Genomic DNA, 16,144 nt, shown 5'->3' with positions numbered 1-16,144 from the left:
CTCGTCCTTCTAAAAATACACCCATCGCGAACTTGGATTCGCTTAAAAATAGTGATTTTGTTTTATGAACCTGAAGCGTTTTTTTCTCCCATTAATTGCTGCGCTGGCATTAACCGCATGCAGTGATGAAGCGCCACAAAGCGAAAAATACACCACACTGAAAGCACCAGTCACGGTAGAAAATCTACCAGCGGTCACCGAAGTATTTAGTCTCTCTTGCGGTCACTGCCGCTCGATGGAAGCTGCTATTCCAGCCATTGAAGACGCTGCAGGCGTCAAAATCGGCAAAGCTCATGTGACCTTCAACGAAAGCGCGACGTTCGCCGCCATGATCTACTATTCCGCGATGAGCCAAGTCGACGGCACGCCACCAGCGGGACTGACTGAAGCGCTTTTTAAGTTTGTTCAGGAAGACCAGTCTGAAGACGCAGACAAGAACCGTGCGATCCTCAGTGCATTGTTTGCGCAATACAACCTCATCAGTCCTTTTGATATGACCGAAACTCAACAGGAAGCATTGTTTGCAGATATGGAACGCGCAGACCAAATCACGGTTCAGGCCGAGATTACCTCAGTGCCGACATTCATGGTAAACGGCAAATATGTGGTTAACACCAGCGCACACCAAAGTGCAGAAGAGCTGGCTGACACATTGAAAATGCTGATGGCGAAAGAACAGTAATCGCTGACTAAATGTTTACATTCAAGGAACGAAGATGATTCTGGAAGTTGCGATATTAAATGTCATTCCCGGACAGGAAATGGAATTCGAAACCGCATTCGCCAAAGCGCAGTCCATTATCGCAGCGCAGAAGGGTTACATCAGCCATGAAGTGCGTAAATGCATGGAAAAGGAAAACCGTTACCTACTGCTGGTGAACTGGGAAACACTGGACGATCATACAGAGGGATTCCGGCAATCCGAAGGGTATCTAGAGTGGAAAGCCTTACTGCATCACTTCTATGATCCCTTCCCCACGGTTGAGCACTATGAATCTGTGCCCAGCTTGAAAGGCTAGAAACAAAAAACGGCGCTTAATGCGCCGTTTTTATGTCTTGTCGAAGCCAATTTACTTCAAGCGTTCGAAACCTGCTTCCAAATCCGCAATCAGGTCTTCCACATCCTCCAGACCAATGTGCAGACGCACCAAGGTGCCGCTGAAATCAACCGGGCCAACGGGACGAATGGCATTTAGGTCTTCCGGCTGATTTGCCAGTACCAGAGACTCGTAGCCGCCCCACGAATAGGCCATGCTAAAGTGGGTAAAGTTATCAAGATAATTCGCCACCTGCTCCTCAGTGAGCCGCTCTTTCAGGACGAAAGAGAAAAGACCACAACTACCACTGAAATCACGCTGGTAGTTTTCGTGACCCGCACTTTCAGGCAATGCTGGGTGGTTCACTCGCGCCACTTCAGGGCGAGCGCTCAACCATTGAGCTACCGCGATGCTGTTTTCCTGATGCTGCTTGAGACGAACACCCAAAGTTCGCAGGCCACGGGATGCCATGTAAGCGGTGTCTGCATCCACCATTTGCCCCATCAGGTATGAACGCTCGCGAAGGCGTTCCCAGGTACGCCCGTTGGCGACCGCGGTACCAATCATGGCATCTGAGTGGCCAACAATGTATTTGGTGCCCGCCTGAATGGAAATATCAATATCATGCTCCAACGCTTTGAACAGGATGCCTGCCGCCCAGGTGTTATCAATCATGATCACCACTTCAGGATTCACCGCACGCACTGCTTTTACAATGGCAGGAATGTCTGGCACTTCCATAGTGATAGAGCTTGGGGACTCAAGGAAAACCACAGACGTTTCCGGTTTTACCAACGTACCGATTTCGGCACCGTTCATCGGATCATAGTAAGTGGTGGAGATGCCCATATCGGCTAGGATGGTGTTACAAAACGCTTGGGTAGGTTCATAAGCGCCGCCCGTCATCAGAACGTGATCGCCGGTTTTTACAAAGGAAAGAATGCTGTTAGCGATCGCCGCTGCGCCGCAAGGATAAAGCACACAACCCGCGCCGCCCTCGAGCTCCGTCATTGCATCCTGAAAAGCAAAATGTGTCAGTGTGCCACGGCGACCATAAAACAGTTCGCGTTCTCCGCGATGTTTGGTCGCAACTTTTTTCTGTTCAACAGAATCGAATACAATCGATGAAGCGCGCTGAATCACGCTGTTTACGCTGCCTTTGCAGTAGGCGGATTTACGACCCGCAGATACCAGCGTGGTATTCAGTTTTCCTGATGACATGAACTCTCCCTATTCAACCGCAAATGTACCCAGAAACAGGATGCTGGATATCTTCAAAATTCGAACTGACAAGGTTACCTCAGTTCCCCATGAATTGCAGCGGTTGCGCGGCTGGATTTAGTGGTCTCTATACACTGTTTTTGCACCAAAATTGTGCACTTCCTTTTCTCTCCATCTCTTCAGTGACGCAAATATGAGACACTGTACTATAGTTATCTGACAGTCAGTGAATAGGGAAATATTCGCAATGAGATCAATAGGTAACTGGACTTTACGTAAGCTTACTATCGCATCAGTCGTTATTCTGTGCAGTGGTTTTCTGCTCACCACAGTGAACGTACATGCTCATGCCGGGAAGCATGATGATGGCTCTCACCCTTTGGTGTTTGGAATTGTGCCGCAGCAGTCTTCCGCCAAGCTTATCCGCAACTGGAGCCCGGTGATGAAAGCCATCAGCGAGTTGTCAGGGCTTAAAATCCGGTTTGCGACTGCACCAAATATTCCCGAGTTCGAAAAGCGCCTGGCTGAGGGGCAATATGACATTGCCTACATGAACCCTTACCACTTTACCGTTTTTAACGAATCTCCTGGCTACAAAGCCGTTGCACATGCAAAAGACAAACGCATAAAGGGCATTTTGGTGGTTAGGGAAAGCTCTCCCGTTAAAACGCTTGAAGAGCTTGATGGCAAAAGCCTTGCTTTCCCTGCCCCGGCAGCCTTTGCTGCAACTTTGCTCACTCAGGCCACTCTCAAGAACAAAGGCATCCAGTTTGAACCGAACTACGTCGGTTCACACGACTCTTCCTATCTCGGCGTTGCCGATGGCCTGTTCGAGGCAGGCGGTGGTATTGTCCGCACTTTGGGTGCTGCGCCACCTAACGCCAAAGACAACCTGAAAGTGCTTTACACCACAGAAGGTTATACGCCTCATGCTATCGCGACTCATCCGTCACTATCAGAAGATGAGCATCGCCGACTGCGTGCCGCATTTGTCGCACTGGATGACACCCCGGAAGGGAAAGAAGCCCTCAAGAAACTCAACATCAAAGGCTTCCAGAGTGCGGGTGATGAAGCATGGGACGACGTTCGTGCACTTAACATCTCGGTGATTCAACCCAAATAACGCTAGAAAGGCTGGAATTCGATGACGTTTCGCCTAAAGACAATACTAGGCATCGCACTTATCGAGCTGATCTTGCTCGCGGTGTTGATTGTGTCTGGTATTAGCTGGCTTAGGGATTCCAACGAGCAGCAAATTATTACCAACGGCGAAAGGTTATCAGAGACTTTCGCGATTGCGGTGCGTGACGCCATCATCTCTACTGACCTCGCCAACCTCCGTGCTTTTACACAGGAAGCCATCCGCGATGGCGATATTGCTTACATCCGCATTATGGATGATCAAGGTCAGATATTAGCTGAATCCAACACACTCAATGAAGGCGCTGTTCCTCCCAATTACGAACAGGCTCCCTCTGATGCCGATGACCGCATTTACGACATTCGACACACTGTCGTGATCGACGATTACCTTGTTGGCAACATTGAGATAGGGCTGGATGTCAGCGCGTTTAGCCAGTTGATTCAGGATGCCCAAAAATATGCAGTGTTCATTGCTGCTCTCGAAATGGTGCTGGTTGCGTTGTTTTCCCTTGCGTTTGGGTCACTACTTACTAAACAACTTCTCACCCTTCAGGAAGGTGCGTTAAAGATTCAGAAAAACGGCCCGGGAGAAACGGTTCCCGTAAAAGGCAAAGATGAAGTTGCTCAAGTCGCTAATGCTTTCAATGACATGTCAGTTGCGCTTTCACACACCTATGAAGAGCTTTCGCGAGAGAAAAACCGGTTTAAGCAACTCGCGGTGCAAAACAAGATGCTGGCGGAGATTGTCGAGCAATCTCATGAGGCTTACTTGATCACTGATCTCGGCGGCTATGTCTCTTTGTCGAACGAGGCCTTGAATCAAATGTTGGGCTACAAAGGCAACGAAACCTGCGACAAAGATTTTCAAGTTCTTCTATTTGGTGACCAGACATCAGAGATAGAAGTCTATCAGCTTCGTGACGCCATGGATAAAGGTGAGAGGCTATCGGTACGTACTGAGTGCCTTTCCCGAACCGGAGAGGTTATACACACAGAAATCACCATCTTCCCTATATTCAATACCGCAGGTATCAAAGACCGCTATGTCTTTATCGTTAGAGATGCCAGCGAACGCCACGAATTCGAGAAAATGCTCAAACAAGCAGCAACCGCCGCCCAAAATGCAACAGAGGCAAAATCCCAATTTCTGGCGAACATGAGCCATGAAATCCGCACTCCGATGAATGGCATCATCGGTATGTCTGAAATGCTCAAAGAATCGTCACTAACCAAAGAGCAGGCAGGCTTTGCAGGCATTATCAATTCGTCCGCCAAAGACCTGTTGCAGCTTATCAATGATATTCTCGATTTCTCCAAACTGGAGGCGAAGAAACTGAAGCTGGATTCGGAGCGATTCAGCTTAACCGATACCGTTGAAGAAGCTGCATCTCTTGCCGCCGTTGCCGCTGCGCGCAAAGATCTGCTGGTCGTTATCGATATTCCACCTGAATTGAATACCGAAGTGGAAAGCGATGAGCTTCGCCTGCGACAAGTGCTCAACAACCTTCTAAGCAACGCCGTTAAGTTCACAGAACACGGCTATATCCGGGTATTGATGCGTGGACAGTATCTCCAAGATAGCCACAGCACTACGTACACCATTTCAATTGAAGACACAGGTATAGGTATAGAGGACGACAAAATAGAAGATGTCACCAAAGCCTTTAAGCAGGTTGATAGCTCTACCACCCGTCGCTATGAAGGGACTGGTCTTGGACTCTCTATCACCAAAAACCTGCTCGATCTCTTTGGTTCAAAACTTGAGGTCGAATCTGAATTCGGCACAGGGAGTAAGTTCTCTTTCTCTCTGACTTTGCCCACCTTTGAAGAAATGGAAAGCACGGAAGGCGCGCTCAATGGTAAACATATTGCGGTGATTAATGCCGACCCTTTACACAGGCCTTTGATTGACCGTTATGTTGCCTTTTGGCAGGCAAAGCTGACTTACCTCACTACACTGGACGTGCTATGTGAATCTAAAACCAACTTTGACGCCGCAATCGTCCTGGCATCAGAAGAAAACGATCTTTCTCCTGAGCCCTATTGCCCTTGGGTTGGTGTTATCCCTAATCTCGCTGATATCCATTCTGGCTCAAAGGGCTCTGAGCAAAGACTGATAGTCCGTCCCCTGCGTATGAACCAGTTGCTACAAGAGCTTCAATTGTCTTTAATGATTGAGCCTTCATCAGCGAGATCAGCGGTAAAAGAATCTCAACAGGAAAGTGAAAATTTGGCTTCGATTCCTATCGCCGTAGTGGACGACATTGATTACAACCGTGAAGTGACCAAAATATTTCTGACTGGTATAGCGGATAATGTCACTTACCTCAAAAGTGGTGCTGAAGCTCTTTCTCACTACAAAAAGAATCTATTTCAAATACTGATTACGGACATCTCCATGCCCAACATCGACGGGTATGAGCTCACCACCCAACTTCGCCAGTTTGAAAAGGAACACGACGTACCGCCGCTTTACATCATTGGGCTATCGGCACACGCCGGAAAAGAAGATTTTGAACGGGCAATCAGCGCGGGCATGGATAATTACCTCACCAAGCCCCTAAAGCGCGCTGATCTGATTGACGCTTTGAACCAAGCCGCTGCTTTCAGAGCCGAAGCAGAAAAAACATGATTAATTGTCGATAAAAGCCTGAAGGCTCGCTAAGTCTGGCAGTGCGGTCATCGCACCTTTTTGTGTGGTCGCTAATGCACCACAGGCATTTGCCCAGATCACCGCCTCTTTTGCCATTTCTGCGTGTTTCCAGCTATCACCGGAAAGACGGCAAAGATACCCCAGCAAGCCCCCCACAAACGCATCCCCCGCTCCTGTGGTATCAACCGGGCTCACGACTTTTCCGGTGACAAGCGATTGAACATCATCCATCACCAACCAAGCACCCTCTTTACCCTGAGTGATAAGAATCATCGGAACGCCGAGCGCTTTCACATCGGCCAAAGCTTCTTCCAGCTCACTTTTCTGGGTCAGGAACAACAATTCATCATCCGAGAATTTCACCACATCCGCCATAGCAACAGCACGCATGACAACGGGAATTATCTCAGCTTGGTTTTGCCAAACCTCATCGCGCAGGTTAGGGTCGAAACTGACGAAGCCGCCAGCCGCTTTAATACGTGTCATTGCCTCAAAAGTGCTGCCGCGTGTCGGCTCATTAGCAAGGGCGATAGAACAGGTATGTAACCAGTCTCCCGTGCCAAAGGAAGGGATATCTTCTGGCAGCATGAACTGGTCAGCACTCGGCTTCACCATAAAGGTGAAACTGCGCTCGCCGCTGTCATCCAAATCCACCACCACGGTTGAAGTGCGCTTGTCTTCATCCAAAACGAGGTGGCCAACGTCTACCTTTTCATTTTCCAGCGTTTGCGCCAGAAAACGACCAAAAGGATCGTTTCCAACACGGCCAAAGAATCCCACGTTCCCATCTAGCCTTGCCACAGCAACCGCCACATTGGCAGGTGCGCCGCCGGGGCATTTCAGATAAGTCATTTCCGTATCGGGGATCAAATCAACGACCGCATCTCCCGTTAACCACACTTTGCTCATCAACTCTCACCCTGTCTGAATTCACTAAGGTTTATACTCAAACAACCTGAAGATACTCACTGAATCCTGCGTCATCTTCGGGTGGTTTTGGTATAGCATAGGCTGCGATATCGACTATACCCAAGTGACACAATGCAAGGTGCTTTGTTTATTAGATTTTTTTGCTCCCAAAGAAAAAGGAAGCTAATCAGCTTCCTTTTCATTTTTCGACAAATTAAAGCGATTTCAGGATTCGCTACTCTGAACGTCTACAGGCTCAACCATAAACTTGCCAACATCAACAGCTATCACTTTCACCGAACCACCGACAGGTACAACGTTGCTTCGATGTTTTGGGCCAAGTATAAGTTTCCAGCTAACACCTGAGTATTTCACCGTGACGGGATGATCCGCATCTAACTGCTCTTCAAGATCAAACACCAGCCCGATAAAGTCGCTGTGAATGTTGTACTCGCGGCGAGGGCCTTTTTGCGAACGTTTGAGCGGTCCCCATAGGATTGCTGTTAGCACACCTGCGCCAATACCTGAACCTGCGATGACTGCGGTTAGGGTCTCTGGGAAAACGCCTGCCCATACCAATCCACCCGTGACAATCGCAGACACACCGAGTGCCAGCAGGACAATGGTTGAAAGCCCCAATAGCCAGACTTCGATGATCAGAAGAATCAGACCGATAATAATGGTCGATTCCGCCAGATTGGTTTGCAGGTATGACATTAAATCCATCGCTTACTTCCCAGCATTCAGCTTATTGATAATGCTCATTGATTCCGCCACCAGAGATGCTGCGCTCGATTGGCTATCAGGCAACAAGACCACCGAAGATTCTTTCGCAATCGCTTTTTTCGCTTCAATCGCTTTGTCAGCAAGGTCAAGCTGAATCGCTTTTTGACCTTCTTCTGTTGCAGCAGTGCGGCCTACCACTTCCAGTGCTTCCGCCTGCGCTTGTGCAACAGCAAGAATCGCCTGAGCTTCACCTTCTGCTTTCAGGATTTGCTCAGACTTTTCTGCTTCCGCTGCCAGTACCCGCGCCTGCTTCTGACCTTCGGCGACGTTGATATCTGCCTGACGTGCACCTTCTGATTCCAAAATCGCAGCACGTTTCTCACGTTCTGCTTTCATTTGACGTTCCATCGCATCCAGTACTGAACGAGGTGGATCAATATCTTTAATCTCGTAACGCAGTACCTGCACACCCCAAGGCTGCGCCGCCTCGTTGATAGCAGATACGATAGCCGTGTTCAGGCTTTCGCGCTCTTCGAAGGTTTTGTCCAGCTCCATACGGCCGATCTCAGAACGCATAGAGGTTTGCGCCAATTGGGTCACGGAGAAGATGTAATCATCAACGCCATAACACGCTTTTACAGGGTCCAGTACCTTGATGTACAGCACACCATCCACAACCAGTGAAATGTTGTCGCGGGTAATTGCCGACTGTGAAGGTACATCGAACGCTTGCTCTTTTAAGGTTCTCACATACGCCACACGATCAATGAACGGCACCAGCACATTCAAGCCCGCTTCCATGGTTTTGTTGTATTTACCGAAACGCTCGATCACATAAGCCGTATTCTGAGGAACGAATTTGACTGCTGAACGCAGTGCAATAACCACCAAAACCGCAAGAATGACCCAGGTATTGATGAGTGAAGGTAAGATTTCCAGAAAATCCATTGTTACCACCCCAACTGATTGAAATTTCACCCATCATATCGAATGGGGTACCTCCACTGTGCATCAATATATGGAAATTGAGACGGGGGGAGAAAATTAATGCACCAAATCAGAACATGTCTTTCACTTCTTCAATGTCCACTTTGTAGCCACGTCCTTGAAGTTCATTGTTGAGCTTATGGATATCCTCCAACACTTTGAGATATTTCGCTTGCTTATCCTCTTTATCCCAGAAGCTCTGCTCAGATTCCGCGACGACCAATTCATTTCTCAGTTGGCTCAGCACATCTAACACATTAAGGTTCACTGCAGCCAAAGCGGAGAAATCTGAGCTCTCAAGCTTGTGCAGGAAACGCTTATAGAAGGCGAGCACATCCTCTGATTCGTGGATGAGGTTTTCCGTCAACACAGCACCAATCCCTCTTGCAGTCCCTTTCAGTGAGTGATATTCAGTGAAGAACTTATCCAACAGCTCTTCCGGTGAATCTTCGCTTTTGTCGCTGCCCAATTTTTCAATCGCCAAGATCATCAACTCGAGAGCAATCTCTTTTTCTTCGGAGAACAGATCCAGATATTCGGAAGTGTTGCCCTCAGATGCTTGCGAGAAATCCGGCTCATAGTTAATCGCAGGCGCACCGTCACTGCCGGATTCCTCAGCCAAATCCAAAATGGCATTTTCAGAGAAAAGCGCAAAGTCATTATTGTTTTCAGAGCGGTAGGCGTGATATTGCTTGATCACAGACAGAAGAACAGGTGGGTCAATAAGTTCCCGTTCTACAAGCAGTTGACCCAATGTTCCCCGGCGTTTTTCGACTTCTTTGTTGATGATGTCGATAAACTCACTTTTCCAAATATTAAGTTGCAGACAAGCTGTTCTGAAATCCAGGTTTTCATCATTTTGAAGCGTAACAATCGCAAGAAGTTGCTCGGGAGAAATCAGGCCTTTCTCATAGAGAATCTCTACGCTGTGTGGTGTTTTTCTCACCTGTTCAACCATGGCGTCGGCAAGATCTGAGGCTGAAATCAATCCCGCTTCCAGCAAAAAGCTCCCGAGAATTTTCATCTGTCACCCCAATCAAGAAACCGTATCTGTCTTAAGTATAAGAACAAAATCAACAACCCGGATAAAGGGCGCTGATTATCAGTAGCGCGCAAAACGTAGCACTTTCTTCAGGTTGATGACCAAAGCCAAATCACCATTTCCTAATACAGTGGCACCGGAGAAAATCTTCTCCTGATTCATGCTCTTATCTAATGGTTTGATCACGATATCCAAGAACGCGCGCACATCATCAACAACCAACCCCCAGTGCTGCCCCCTATCCTTAAAGGTCACCACACTGACCGACTTCCCTTGTTCATACAAAGACTGAAAGCTTTCCTCATTCGCCAACGCCCCAAGATAATCCTTCGCTTCAATCAACGGCGTGACGATGCCTTTCCTCAGCATGGTGGCAGCAACGTTATCAAACCGGATGGCAATTTCATCATCATCACGGCTGACACCAACAATCCCAGAGATTTCAGAAGACGGGATGGCATAATTCAAACCACCGATTTGAAGCAAGGCCACTTTCAGCGTTGCCATCGTCAGTGGAAACATCATTGAAACTTCGGTACCGATACCAAACTCGGAGTAGATATCAACAGTGCCCTTTATTTCCTCCACTTTGCGTTTCACCGCGTCCATCCCCACGCCGCGACCCGACACCGAACTCACTTGCTCAGAAGTGGAAAGCCCAGAGTGGAAAATCAGCTCCATGGTTTCTTTGTCTGACATACGGGCCGCTTGCTCTTGTGAAATCACCCCCGTGCTGATGGCCTTATTCAGCACTCTCTGGGTATCGATACCTTTGCCATCATCCTGAATGTTAATGACGACCTTGCCCGATTCGTTGTAGGCGTGAATGAGCAGTCGACCAATCATTGGTTTCTCTGCGTCGATGCGCTCATCAGGCATTTCAAAACCGTGGTCAACCGCATTTCTGACCAGGTGGGTCATGGGCTCATTAATGGCATCCAGTACATTGCTATCGAGCTCGATGTTCTCACCGATGATCTCGACGTCGACTTTCTTCCCCAGCTCATTGGAAAGGTCACGCACCATTCTCCGGTATTTACTCAGTAAATTGCCGATGGGGCGCATCCGGGTTTTCAGTAGATCCCCCAGCATGTTGTCAGAGATGGTCATCAACTTGTTAGAAAGCTCAGTCAGGCGCTGATTGTCTTCCTGCTCGGCCAAATCGACCATCATATTGCGTATCTGAACCAGTTCTTCGGTATGACTCATCAGCTTTTCCAGCAGCTGGGATTTCACACGTGTGGTCTGCTCGAAATTCGACTGGAGAGGGGAGTTCGTTGGCGCCTTGGTTTTTGACAGAAACTTACGCCCTGACACCGTCTTCGATGTATTTTCCTGCCCTTCCGGTTCAACCAAAGAACAGAGATAAGCCAACTCATCCGCCACATCACCTTCGAACGCAAAGGTATCTTCACAGAAACGGATATCAAACGTTTCCTTATTTAGAAAACAAGTCGCCATCTCAGCCAGTAAGGCTTCTTTGATCTCGCTGTATTCCTCATTCGGCTTACCGCCGATAAACGAGCGGAAGTCCTCAGCCACCGCGTGAATGGCCCGCGCTAAAAGCTCGCTGAGCATCTCATCCAGCTCACAATCTTCTGCTGCCAGATAATCTGTCAGCAATTGAATATTCAGCAGCAAATCATCAACAGCGCGATAAGGCGTCATGTCATTGGCTTGGTAACCTTCATGGAAAGTCATGAACTGTTCGATTTCCTCATTCACGTTGCCAAGCGACGCTGTGTCACCTATCAGTGCTTCAATATGCTGAGCTTTCTCTGCCAGTGCTTTTAAATGGGTCGTTTGCGATGCTTTTCTTCTCATCCTTCATCCCCATTCATTGCCGCCGTTTTGGATAGGTTTTCTGAACCCGGCGTTTGGAAGGATTTCACCGCCGTTTCAATCGCACCTGCGATGCCAATCAAAGGGACGTTTCTGCATACTGCCCCCAGCTCTTTCGCCGCTCTCGGCATACCATAAACGGCGCAGCTCTCTTTATCCTGAGCAATCGTAAATGCACCATCACGTTTGAGGCTCAATAGCCCCTTGGCACCGTCCCTTCCCATCCCCGTCATCAAGGCTGCCACTTTCTTGAGTTTCTTGATCCTGAGCGCAGACTGAAACAGGTAATCCACAGACGGTCGAAAACCATTGACTAACGGGTCGTCGGTAATCCTCACTACCACTCGCTCATCCGGCAACTGCATGAGCCTAAGATGCTTCCCACCCGGTGCCACATAGACATGAGAACCTTCAAGCAGAACGCCATCTTCCGCTTCGCACACATTGAGCCGGGACGATTTGTTAAGTTTCTCTGCCAAAGAGTGAGAGTAGTCAGACGGGATGTGCTGAACGATACAAACGGGGGGAAATGGGCATGGGAGATTCTTTATCACGCAATCCAGCGCATCGATTCCCCCTGTTGACGCACCAAGAAGTACCACCGTGTCGACAGGAATTGGAGTTTGGCGTGGGTCGAGCAAATCTGGACCTCTCCCCATTTCATACAGCCAGGCTTTTGTAGCAACCGCAGAGGCCAATACCTGATTAAAGGTGGTCGGTGTCGCCACAAATTGATATCTGCCCACCGCCTGATTGAGTCTGTGAAACTCGGAGCCCGTTAGTGCTCTCACGTTTGGAGAAATCACAATAGTGGGAATGCTGTCTCCGCTCTTTACTCCACCTAACCTTTGAATTCCTGAGAGCTGATGGGTATCGATCACAATCGCATCCGGCGCCAATGTTGAGGCTTCTTCAAACAAGGTTTCGGCATCAGGAAAACCTTCTATGCTCAGGCCATCTCTATCTTCCAGCACTTCAGCAAAAGCATCTTGGTTTAACGCAGTCAACGTTGTAAATACCCTGTGCAACTTGGTTTCCCTGGAGTGGCAATCTCTGGATAGTGGGTATTGCTCAGCAACAAAGCGAAAGTCCACTTCACCGGAGAAGGGGTTGAAACGGACTTGTCGCCCTTCTGAGCTGCCAATTGACACTCCGAGTACAGGCACGCCATAAACTGCCAACAGTTCTAACGCGACGGAGATGTTCCTGACACCAATTTGCTGTGACTGTAAGAAGTCGCCACCGTTGAGTTGGGCTCCGCCAAGCACCCAAGCCGTTAGATTTTCGAGCCGCGAAGAGGTGTGCTTGAACCGACGCAGCAAGTTGGGAATGGCAAAGCAACCAAAGTCATTGGCATCGCTGTTTTGGGAAAAGTTATCCGGCGCACTCGGTAGTCGGTAGTGACACATACCGCCACTTCGGTTTTCCTTGTCCCAAACACAAACCGTGACGCACGTGCCTACCAACGTCTGCATCCAGGCGTTTTTACGGAAGAAGAAACACAGCTCACCAGAGCTGACTTGGGTATCAGCCATCGCCACGCCCTTTCGTTGCCACCTTCCTATAGACAGAGGTGCCTACCTGCTCTATCCCAAGCTCCATATTGTTCAATGTTTCTGTTAAACCAACAAAAATCAGCCCCCCTGGCTGTAGCTGACTCAATAAAGAACGGACAACCTTTTCCCCTGTCGCAGCAGGAAAGTAAAACAGGACATTGCGAAGGAAAATGTAATGAAACTGAATGCCAAACTTGTCAGAGTAATGAATCAGGTTATGTTGGCGGAATTTGATTTGGCTGCGGAGCACATCAGCCACCTCAAATGTGTCGTCATTCGGATTGTCAGAGAAAGTAACGTATTGGTGCCTGAACTGGATGGGGATCTCGCTCGCCCTTTCTTTGTCGTAAAGGCCGCTCTCACACATCGCGAGCCTTTGAGTATCGATGTCAGTCGCTAGGACTTTGCCTTCAAAATCGGGAAATTCCTGTTGGAGTTCATCGCATATCATGGCAATAGAATAAGGTTCCTCACCACTGGCACAGGCCGCTGACCAGATAAACACTGAGTCTGAGCGATGACGGGCGACTATGTCCTTTTTCAACACCTCAAAGTGGTAGGCTTCGCGAAAGAACTCGGTTTTGTTGGTGGTGATGGCGTTGGTGAATTCTGTTAATTCCCGTCCACTCATGTCGGCTTTCAAGTAGTCGGCATATTGTTTAAACGAGTGAATTCTAAGCGTGAGGAGGCGTTTGTTCAGACGGCTTTCCAACATGGTGCGTTTGTCGGGAGAGATTCGGATCCCCGCGTGGTGGAATATCAAATCCGCAAAGTGCCGGAATTCGCTTAAAGACAGCTTCGCCCGGGAATCATCAAAGCGGCTGACATTTTCAGCCACGTTATTAAGCGCTTTGACGTTAAAAGGATCGACTTTCTGCACCATGGACAACCGCCTAACTTACAACCGGTTCCAAGCGCTGTGGTTATCCCCTTCCATGGATACATCATCACTGATGACCTTAGCAGTGCGAACACTGCTGGGGCGACTGTAATCCGTCTCAGGGTTTTCCTGCCAGTTCTTAGGTGTTAGTTGCTGGCTCTCTTTCTTGGTTTCCACGTCGTGCCCACACAGGAAATTGCTCAGGTGAGAGACCAGATTGTTAAGGTCCGCAGCTTGTCTGGTCAATTCAGAACTTGAGTTCGAAGCCTGATCAGCAATGGACGCTGCATGCTGTGTCGCTTTGTTAATCGACTCAACCGCATTGCTGATTTCCTGAATGCCTCTGGCTTGCTCGTTGGACGCCTCAAAAATATTGGTCGCGCCTTCCACCATTGACTGCGCCTGTTGGCGCGTTTCAGACACAATAGCGCCCCCATTTTCCACACGGCTGGTGTTTTCTTTGGCGATAGTTTCGGCTTCATTGATACTTTGTTTCACGATGGCAGAAATATCTGTCGCGGCTTTCCCACTCATTTGAGCCAGATTTCCCACTTCCTGAGCGACGACAGCAAATCCTCTGCCATGTTCACCTGCCCTTTCTGCTTCGACCGAAGCATTGAACGAGAGCAATTTGGTCTGGAAGACGATTTCATCGATAATTTCTGTCTTCGCCCCAATCTCTGCGATGATCTTCACCAGCTCTGAAATCTTGTGGTTGGATTCGGAAATCTGACACATCGCCTCGTCGAGATCTGTCATCCTGTCCCCCACCTCTTTAGACAGATCCCGTGAATGTTCCGCCGATTGAACATTGTTCTGAACCATGCTGGAAATTTCCTCAGCACTGGCTGATGTTTCCTCTACCGAGCTGGCTTGTCTGTTGGTGATTTGAGAAATGTTCTGGGAGACATCTTCAATGTTTCCAGCAATCATCGCGACTTTCGATGCCCCGGTGTTCATGCGTTTCACTACATCATTGAAAGATTCACTTAATTCTCCCAACTCCTTGGAGCTGAATAATGTTAGGCCTTTGAAGATGTCTCTAAACGGACGCATGATCGCCGCACTCAGGAAGTAAGCAACGATAATGGATGCAATCACTGCGCACACCATGCCCGCAATGATGGTGATATAGGTATTGTTGACACTTTCATGCGCGGCTTGCGTTCGGGCAGCCATCAGAGTTTCCTCACGCTCGATGAAAGTGCCCATTTGGCTTCTGAACTTGTCGAAATACTGTTTCCCACGCTCCTGCGCCACCAAATCAGAAATGTCATCCATGGTTTTTGCATCACCAATCTCGCGTCTCAAAGCGATATATTTTTCAGCCACATTACCTCGCCAGTCGGCGATCACTTCCTCGATATCTTCCAACACGGATACCTGAATCGGATTGTCCCTCACTTCCAATTTGAGGCTCATCAACAAGCGGTTTATCTGGCTATTTCCCTGTACGTAGGGTTCGAGAAAGGCTTCTTGTCCTGAGAGCAAAAATCCCCGCATCCCCGTTTCCATATCAAGGGCCGCCACTTTGATCAGCAGAGCACTGGCAACGACATCATCAGCGCCTTGGCCGACACCATCAAACTGGGAGGAAGAAAAGTTTTGGTTTGATATGGCTCGCTGTTGGGCGATGAAGCTATCGATCAGTTCTCTCAGTCTGTCGATATAAGCTTTCCCTTTCGCCTCACCCACGGTCATGCTCATATCGTTCATCGTTTTGGCGTTGCCAATGGAGCGTCTCAGTAAGATCGCATCATCAGTCACATTGCGTTGCCAGTCAGCAATGGTTATTTCCACATCTTCAAGTAAAGCAACCTGTTGGGGGTTATCGATGACCTTCTCTTTGAGCTCTTTGACGATATTCTCGAATTCCCGTTGCCCCTCATTGTAGGGGTCAAGAAAAGGCTCTTCGCCAGACAGCAGGTAGCCCCGCATACCGGTTTCCATGTTTACGGCTGCACCAATCAGGTTTTGCGCTTTGTTAATAACCTCATGGGTATGCTCTACCCACTTCTCTGTGGCACTAAGATTTTTAATACTGTTAAGGCTCAAGAGCCCAAGCGCGATAAGAAACAGAAGTACTACCGCATTGCCCAACACAATCTTTGCCCGTAAGGAAAGGTTTTCCAGCATGACTTGTGCCCT

The 16,144-nt window shown here is 48.7% G+C and carries 13 protein-coding genes; 4 read left to right on the top strand and 9 right to left on the bottom strand.

The window, feature by feature from the left end; genetic code table 11:
* Positions 1-64: 64 nt before the first annotated feature.
* Both GCE9029_RS11750 and GCE9029_RS11745 read left to right on the top strand, forming a co-directional pair.
* The gene (locus GCE9029_RS11750; protein WP_062663453.1) at positions 65-682 is read left to right on the top strand and encodes a thioredoxin domain-containing protein; all 618 of its coding nucleotides are present in this window, start codon (positions 65-67) and stop codon (positions 680-682) included.
* Between the two features lie 34 nt (positions 683-716).
* Positions 717-1,019, top strand: coding sequence for an antibiotic biosynthesis monooxygenase family protein (locus tag GCE9029_RS11745; protein ID WP_062663452.1), 303 nt, complete (start codon positions 717-719; stop codon positions 1,017-1,019).
* 51 nt (positions 1,020-1,070) lie between these two features.
* Here the strand turns inward: GCE9029_RS11745 and metC are convergent, their stop codons facing one another.
* Complete coding sequence (gene metC, locus GCE9029_RS11740) at positions 1,071-2,258, bottom strand: cystathionine beta-lyase (RefSeq protein ID WP_062663451.1); 1,188 nt, start codon at positions 2,256-2,258, stop codon at positions 1,071-1,073.
* Positions 2,259-2,505: 247 nt separating this feature from the next.
* Between metC and GCE9029_RS11735 the strand changes: the two genes are divergently transcribed.
* Together GCE9029_RS11735 and GCE9029_RS11730 are read left to right on the top strand one after the other, a co-directional pair.
* A complete protein-coding gene (locus GCE9029_RS11735) occupies positions 2,506-3,381 on the top strand; it encodes a phosphate/phosphite/phosphonate ABC transporter substrate-binding protein (RefSeq protein ID WP_062663450.1) in 876 nt (291 codons plus the stop codon).
* 21 nt (positions 3,382-3,402) lie between these two features.
* Positions 3,403-6,033: a hybrid sensor histidine kinase/response regulator gene (locus tag GCE9029_RS11730; RefSeq protein WP_062663449.1), complete on the top strand. Its 2,631-nt coding sequence runs from the start codon at positions 3,403-3,405 to the stop codon at positions 6,031-6,033.
* On the opposite strand, the gene cscK is transcribed toward GCE9029_RS11730, so the two are convergent.
* The 8 genes from cscK to GCE9029_RS11690 all read right to left on the bottom strand — a co-directional run bounded on the left by cscK (position 6,034) and on the right by GCE9029_RS11690 (position 16,132).
* The gene (gene cscK / locus GCE9029_RS11725) at positions 6,034-6,963 is read right to left on the bottom strand and encodes a fructokinase (RefSeq protein ID WP_062663448.1); all 930 of its coding nucleotides are present in this window, start codon (positions 6,961-6,963) and stop codon (positions 6,034-6,036) included.
* 225 nt (positions 6,964-7,188) lie between these two features.
* A complete protein-coding gene (locus GCE9029_RS11720) occupies positions 7,189-7,689 on the bottom strand; it encodes an NfeD family protein (protein ID WP_062663447.1) in 501 nt (166 codons plus the stop codon).
* 3 nt (positions 7,690-7,692) lie between these two features.
* A complete protein-coding gene (locus GCE9029_RS11715) occupies positions 7,693-8,637 on the bottom strand; it encodes an SPFH domain-containing protein (protein WP_062663446.1) in 945 nt (314 codons plus the stop codon).
* Positions 8,638-8,746: 109 nt separating this feature from the next.
* Positions 8,747-9,700: a hypothetical protein gene (locus GCE9029_RS11710; protein ID WP_062663445.1), complete on the bottom strand. Its 954-nt coding sequence runs from the start codon at positions 9,698-9,700 to the stop codon at positions 8,747-8,749.
* A 78-nt stretch (positions 9,701-9,778) separates the two neighbouring features.
* A complete protein-coding gene (locus GCE9029_RS11705) occupies positions 9,779-11,542 on the bottom strand; it encodes a chemotaxis protein CheA (RefSeq protein WP_062663444.1) in 1,764 nt (587 codons plus the stop codon).
* Positions 11,539-13,095, bottom strand: coding sequence for a chemotaxis protein CheB (locus GCE9029_RS11700; RefSeq protein ID WP_062663443.1), 1,557 nt, complete (start codon positions 13,093-13,095; stop codon positions 11,539-11,541). The genes GCE9029_RS11705 and GCE9029_RS11700 overlap by 4 nt, the downstream gene beginning before the upstream one ends.
* Positions 13,088-13,999 carry a CheR family methyltransferase gene (locus GCE9029_RS11695; protein ID WP_062663442.1) on the bottom strand — a complete coding sequence of 304 codons (912 nt, stop codon included), beginning with the start codon at positions 13,997-13,999 and terminating at the stop codon, positions 13,088-13,090. Before GCE9029_RS11695 ends, GCE9029_RS11700 begins: the two co-directional genes overlap by 8 nt.
* 15 nt (positions 14,000-14,014) lie before the next feature.
* The gene (locus tag GCE9029_RS11690) at positions 14,015-16,132 is read right to left on the bottom strand and encodes a CHASE3 domain-containing protein (protein ID WP_062663441.1); all 2,118 of its coding nucleotides are present in this window, start codon (positions 16,130-16,132) and stop codon (positions 14,015-14,017) included.
* Positions 16,133-16,144 lie beyond the last annotated feature (12 nt).

The organism is Grimontia celer (assembly GCF_900055185.1).
GTDB lineage: Bacteria > Pseudomonadota > Gammaproteobacteria > Enterobacterales > Vibrionaceae > Enterovibrio > Enterovibrio celer.
Note: the sequence above shows the minus strand (reverse complement) of the source record. Positions and strands in the feature narration are given on the sequence as shown.

What these genes read in the sequence shown, in the direction of transcription:
- GCE9029_RS11750 (WP_062663453.1), top strand. Translation starts at nt 65, where the DNA reads ATGAACCTGAAGCGTTTTTTTCTCCCATTAATTGCTGCGCTGGCATTA.
- GCE9029_RS11745 (WP_062663452.1), top strand. Translation starts at nt 717, where the DNA reads ATGATTCTGGAAGTTGCGATATTAAATGTCATTCCCGGACAGGAAATG.
- metC (WP_062663451.1), bottom strand. Translation starts at nt 2,258, where the DNA reads ATGTCATCAGGAAAACTGAATACCACGCTGGTATCTGCGGGTCGTAAA.
- GCE9029_RS11735 (WP_062663450.1), top strand. Translation starts at nt 2,506, where the DNA reads ATGAGATCAATAGGTAACTGGACTTTACGTAAGCTTACTATCGCATCA.
- GCE9029_RS11730 (WP_062663449.1), top strand. Translation starts at nt 3,403, where the DNA reads ATGACGTTTCGCCTAAAGACAATACTAGGCATCGCACTTATCGAGCTG.
- cscK (WP_062663448.1), bottom strand. Translation starts at nt 6,963, where the DNA reads ATGAGCAAAGTGTGGTTAACGGGAGATGCGGTCGTTGATTTGATCCCC.
- GCE9029_RS11720 (WP_062663447.1), bottom strand. Translation starts at nt 7,689, where the DNA reads ATGGATTTAATGTCATACCTGCAAACCAATCTGGCGGAATCGACCATT.
- GCE9029_RS11715 (WP_062663446.1), bottom strand. Translation starts at nt 8,637, where the DNA reads ATGGATTTTCTGGAAATCTTACCTTCACTCATCAATACCTGGGTCATT.
- GCE9029_RS11710 (WP_062663445.1), bottom strand. Translation starts at nt 9,700, where the DNA reads ATGAAAATTCTCGGGAGCTTTTTGCTGGAAGCGGGATTGATTTCAGCC.
- GCE9029_RS11705 (WP_062663444.1), bottom strand. Translation starts at nt 11,542, where the DNA reads ATGAGAAGAAAAGCATCGCAAACGACCCATTTAAAAGCACTGGCAGAG.
- GCE9029_RS11700 (WP_062663443.1), bottom strand. Translation starts at nt 13,095, where the DNA reads ATGGCTGATACCCAAGTCAGCTCTGGTGAGCTGTGTTTCTTCTTCCGT.
- GCE9029_RS11695 (WP_062663442.1), bottom strand. Translation starts at nt 13,999, where the DNA reads ATGGTGCAGAAAGTCGATCCTTTTAACGTCAAAGCGCTTAATAACGTG.
- GCE9029_RS11690 (WP_062663441.1), bottom strand. Translation starts at nt 16,132, where the DNA reads ATGCTGGAAAACCTTTCCTTACGGGCAAAGATTGTGTTGGGCAATGCG.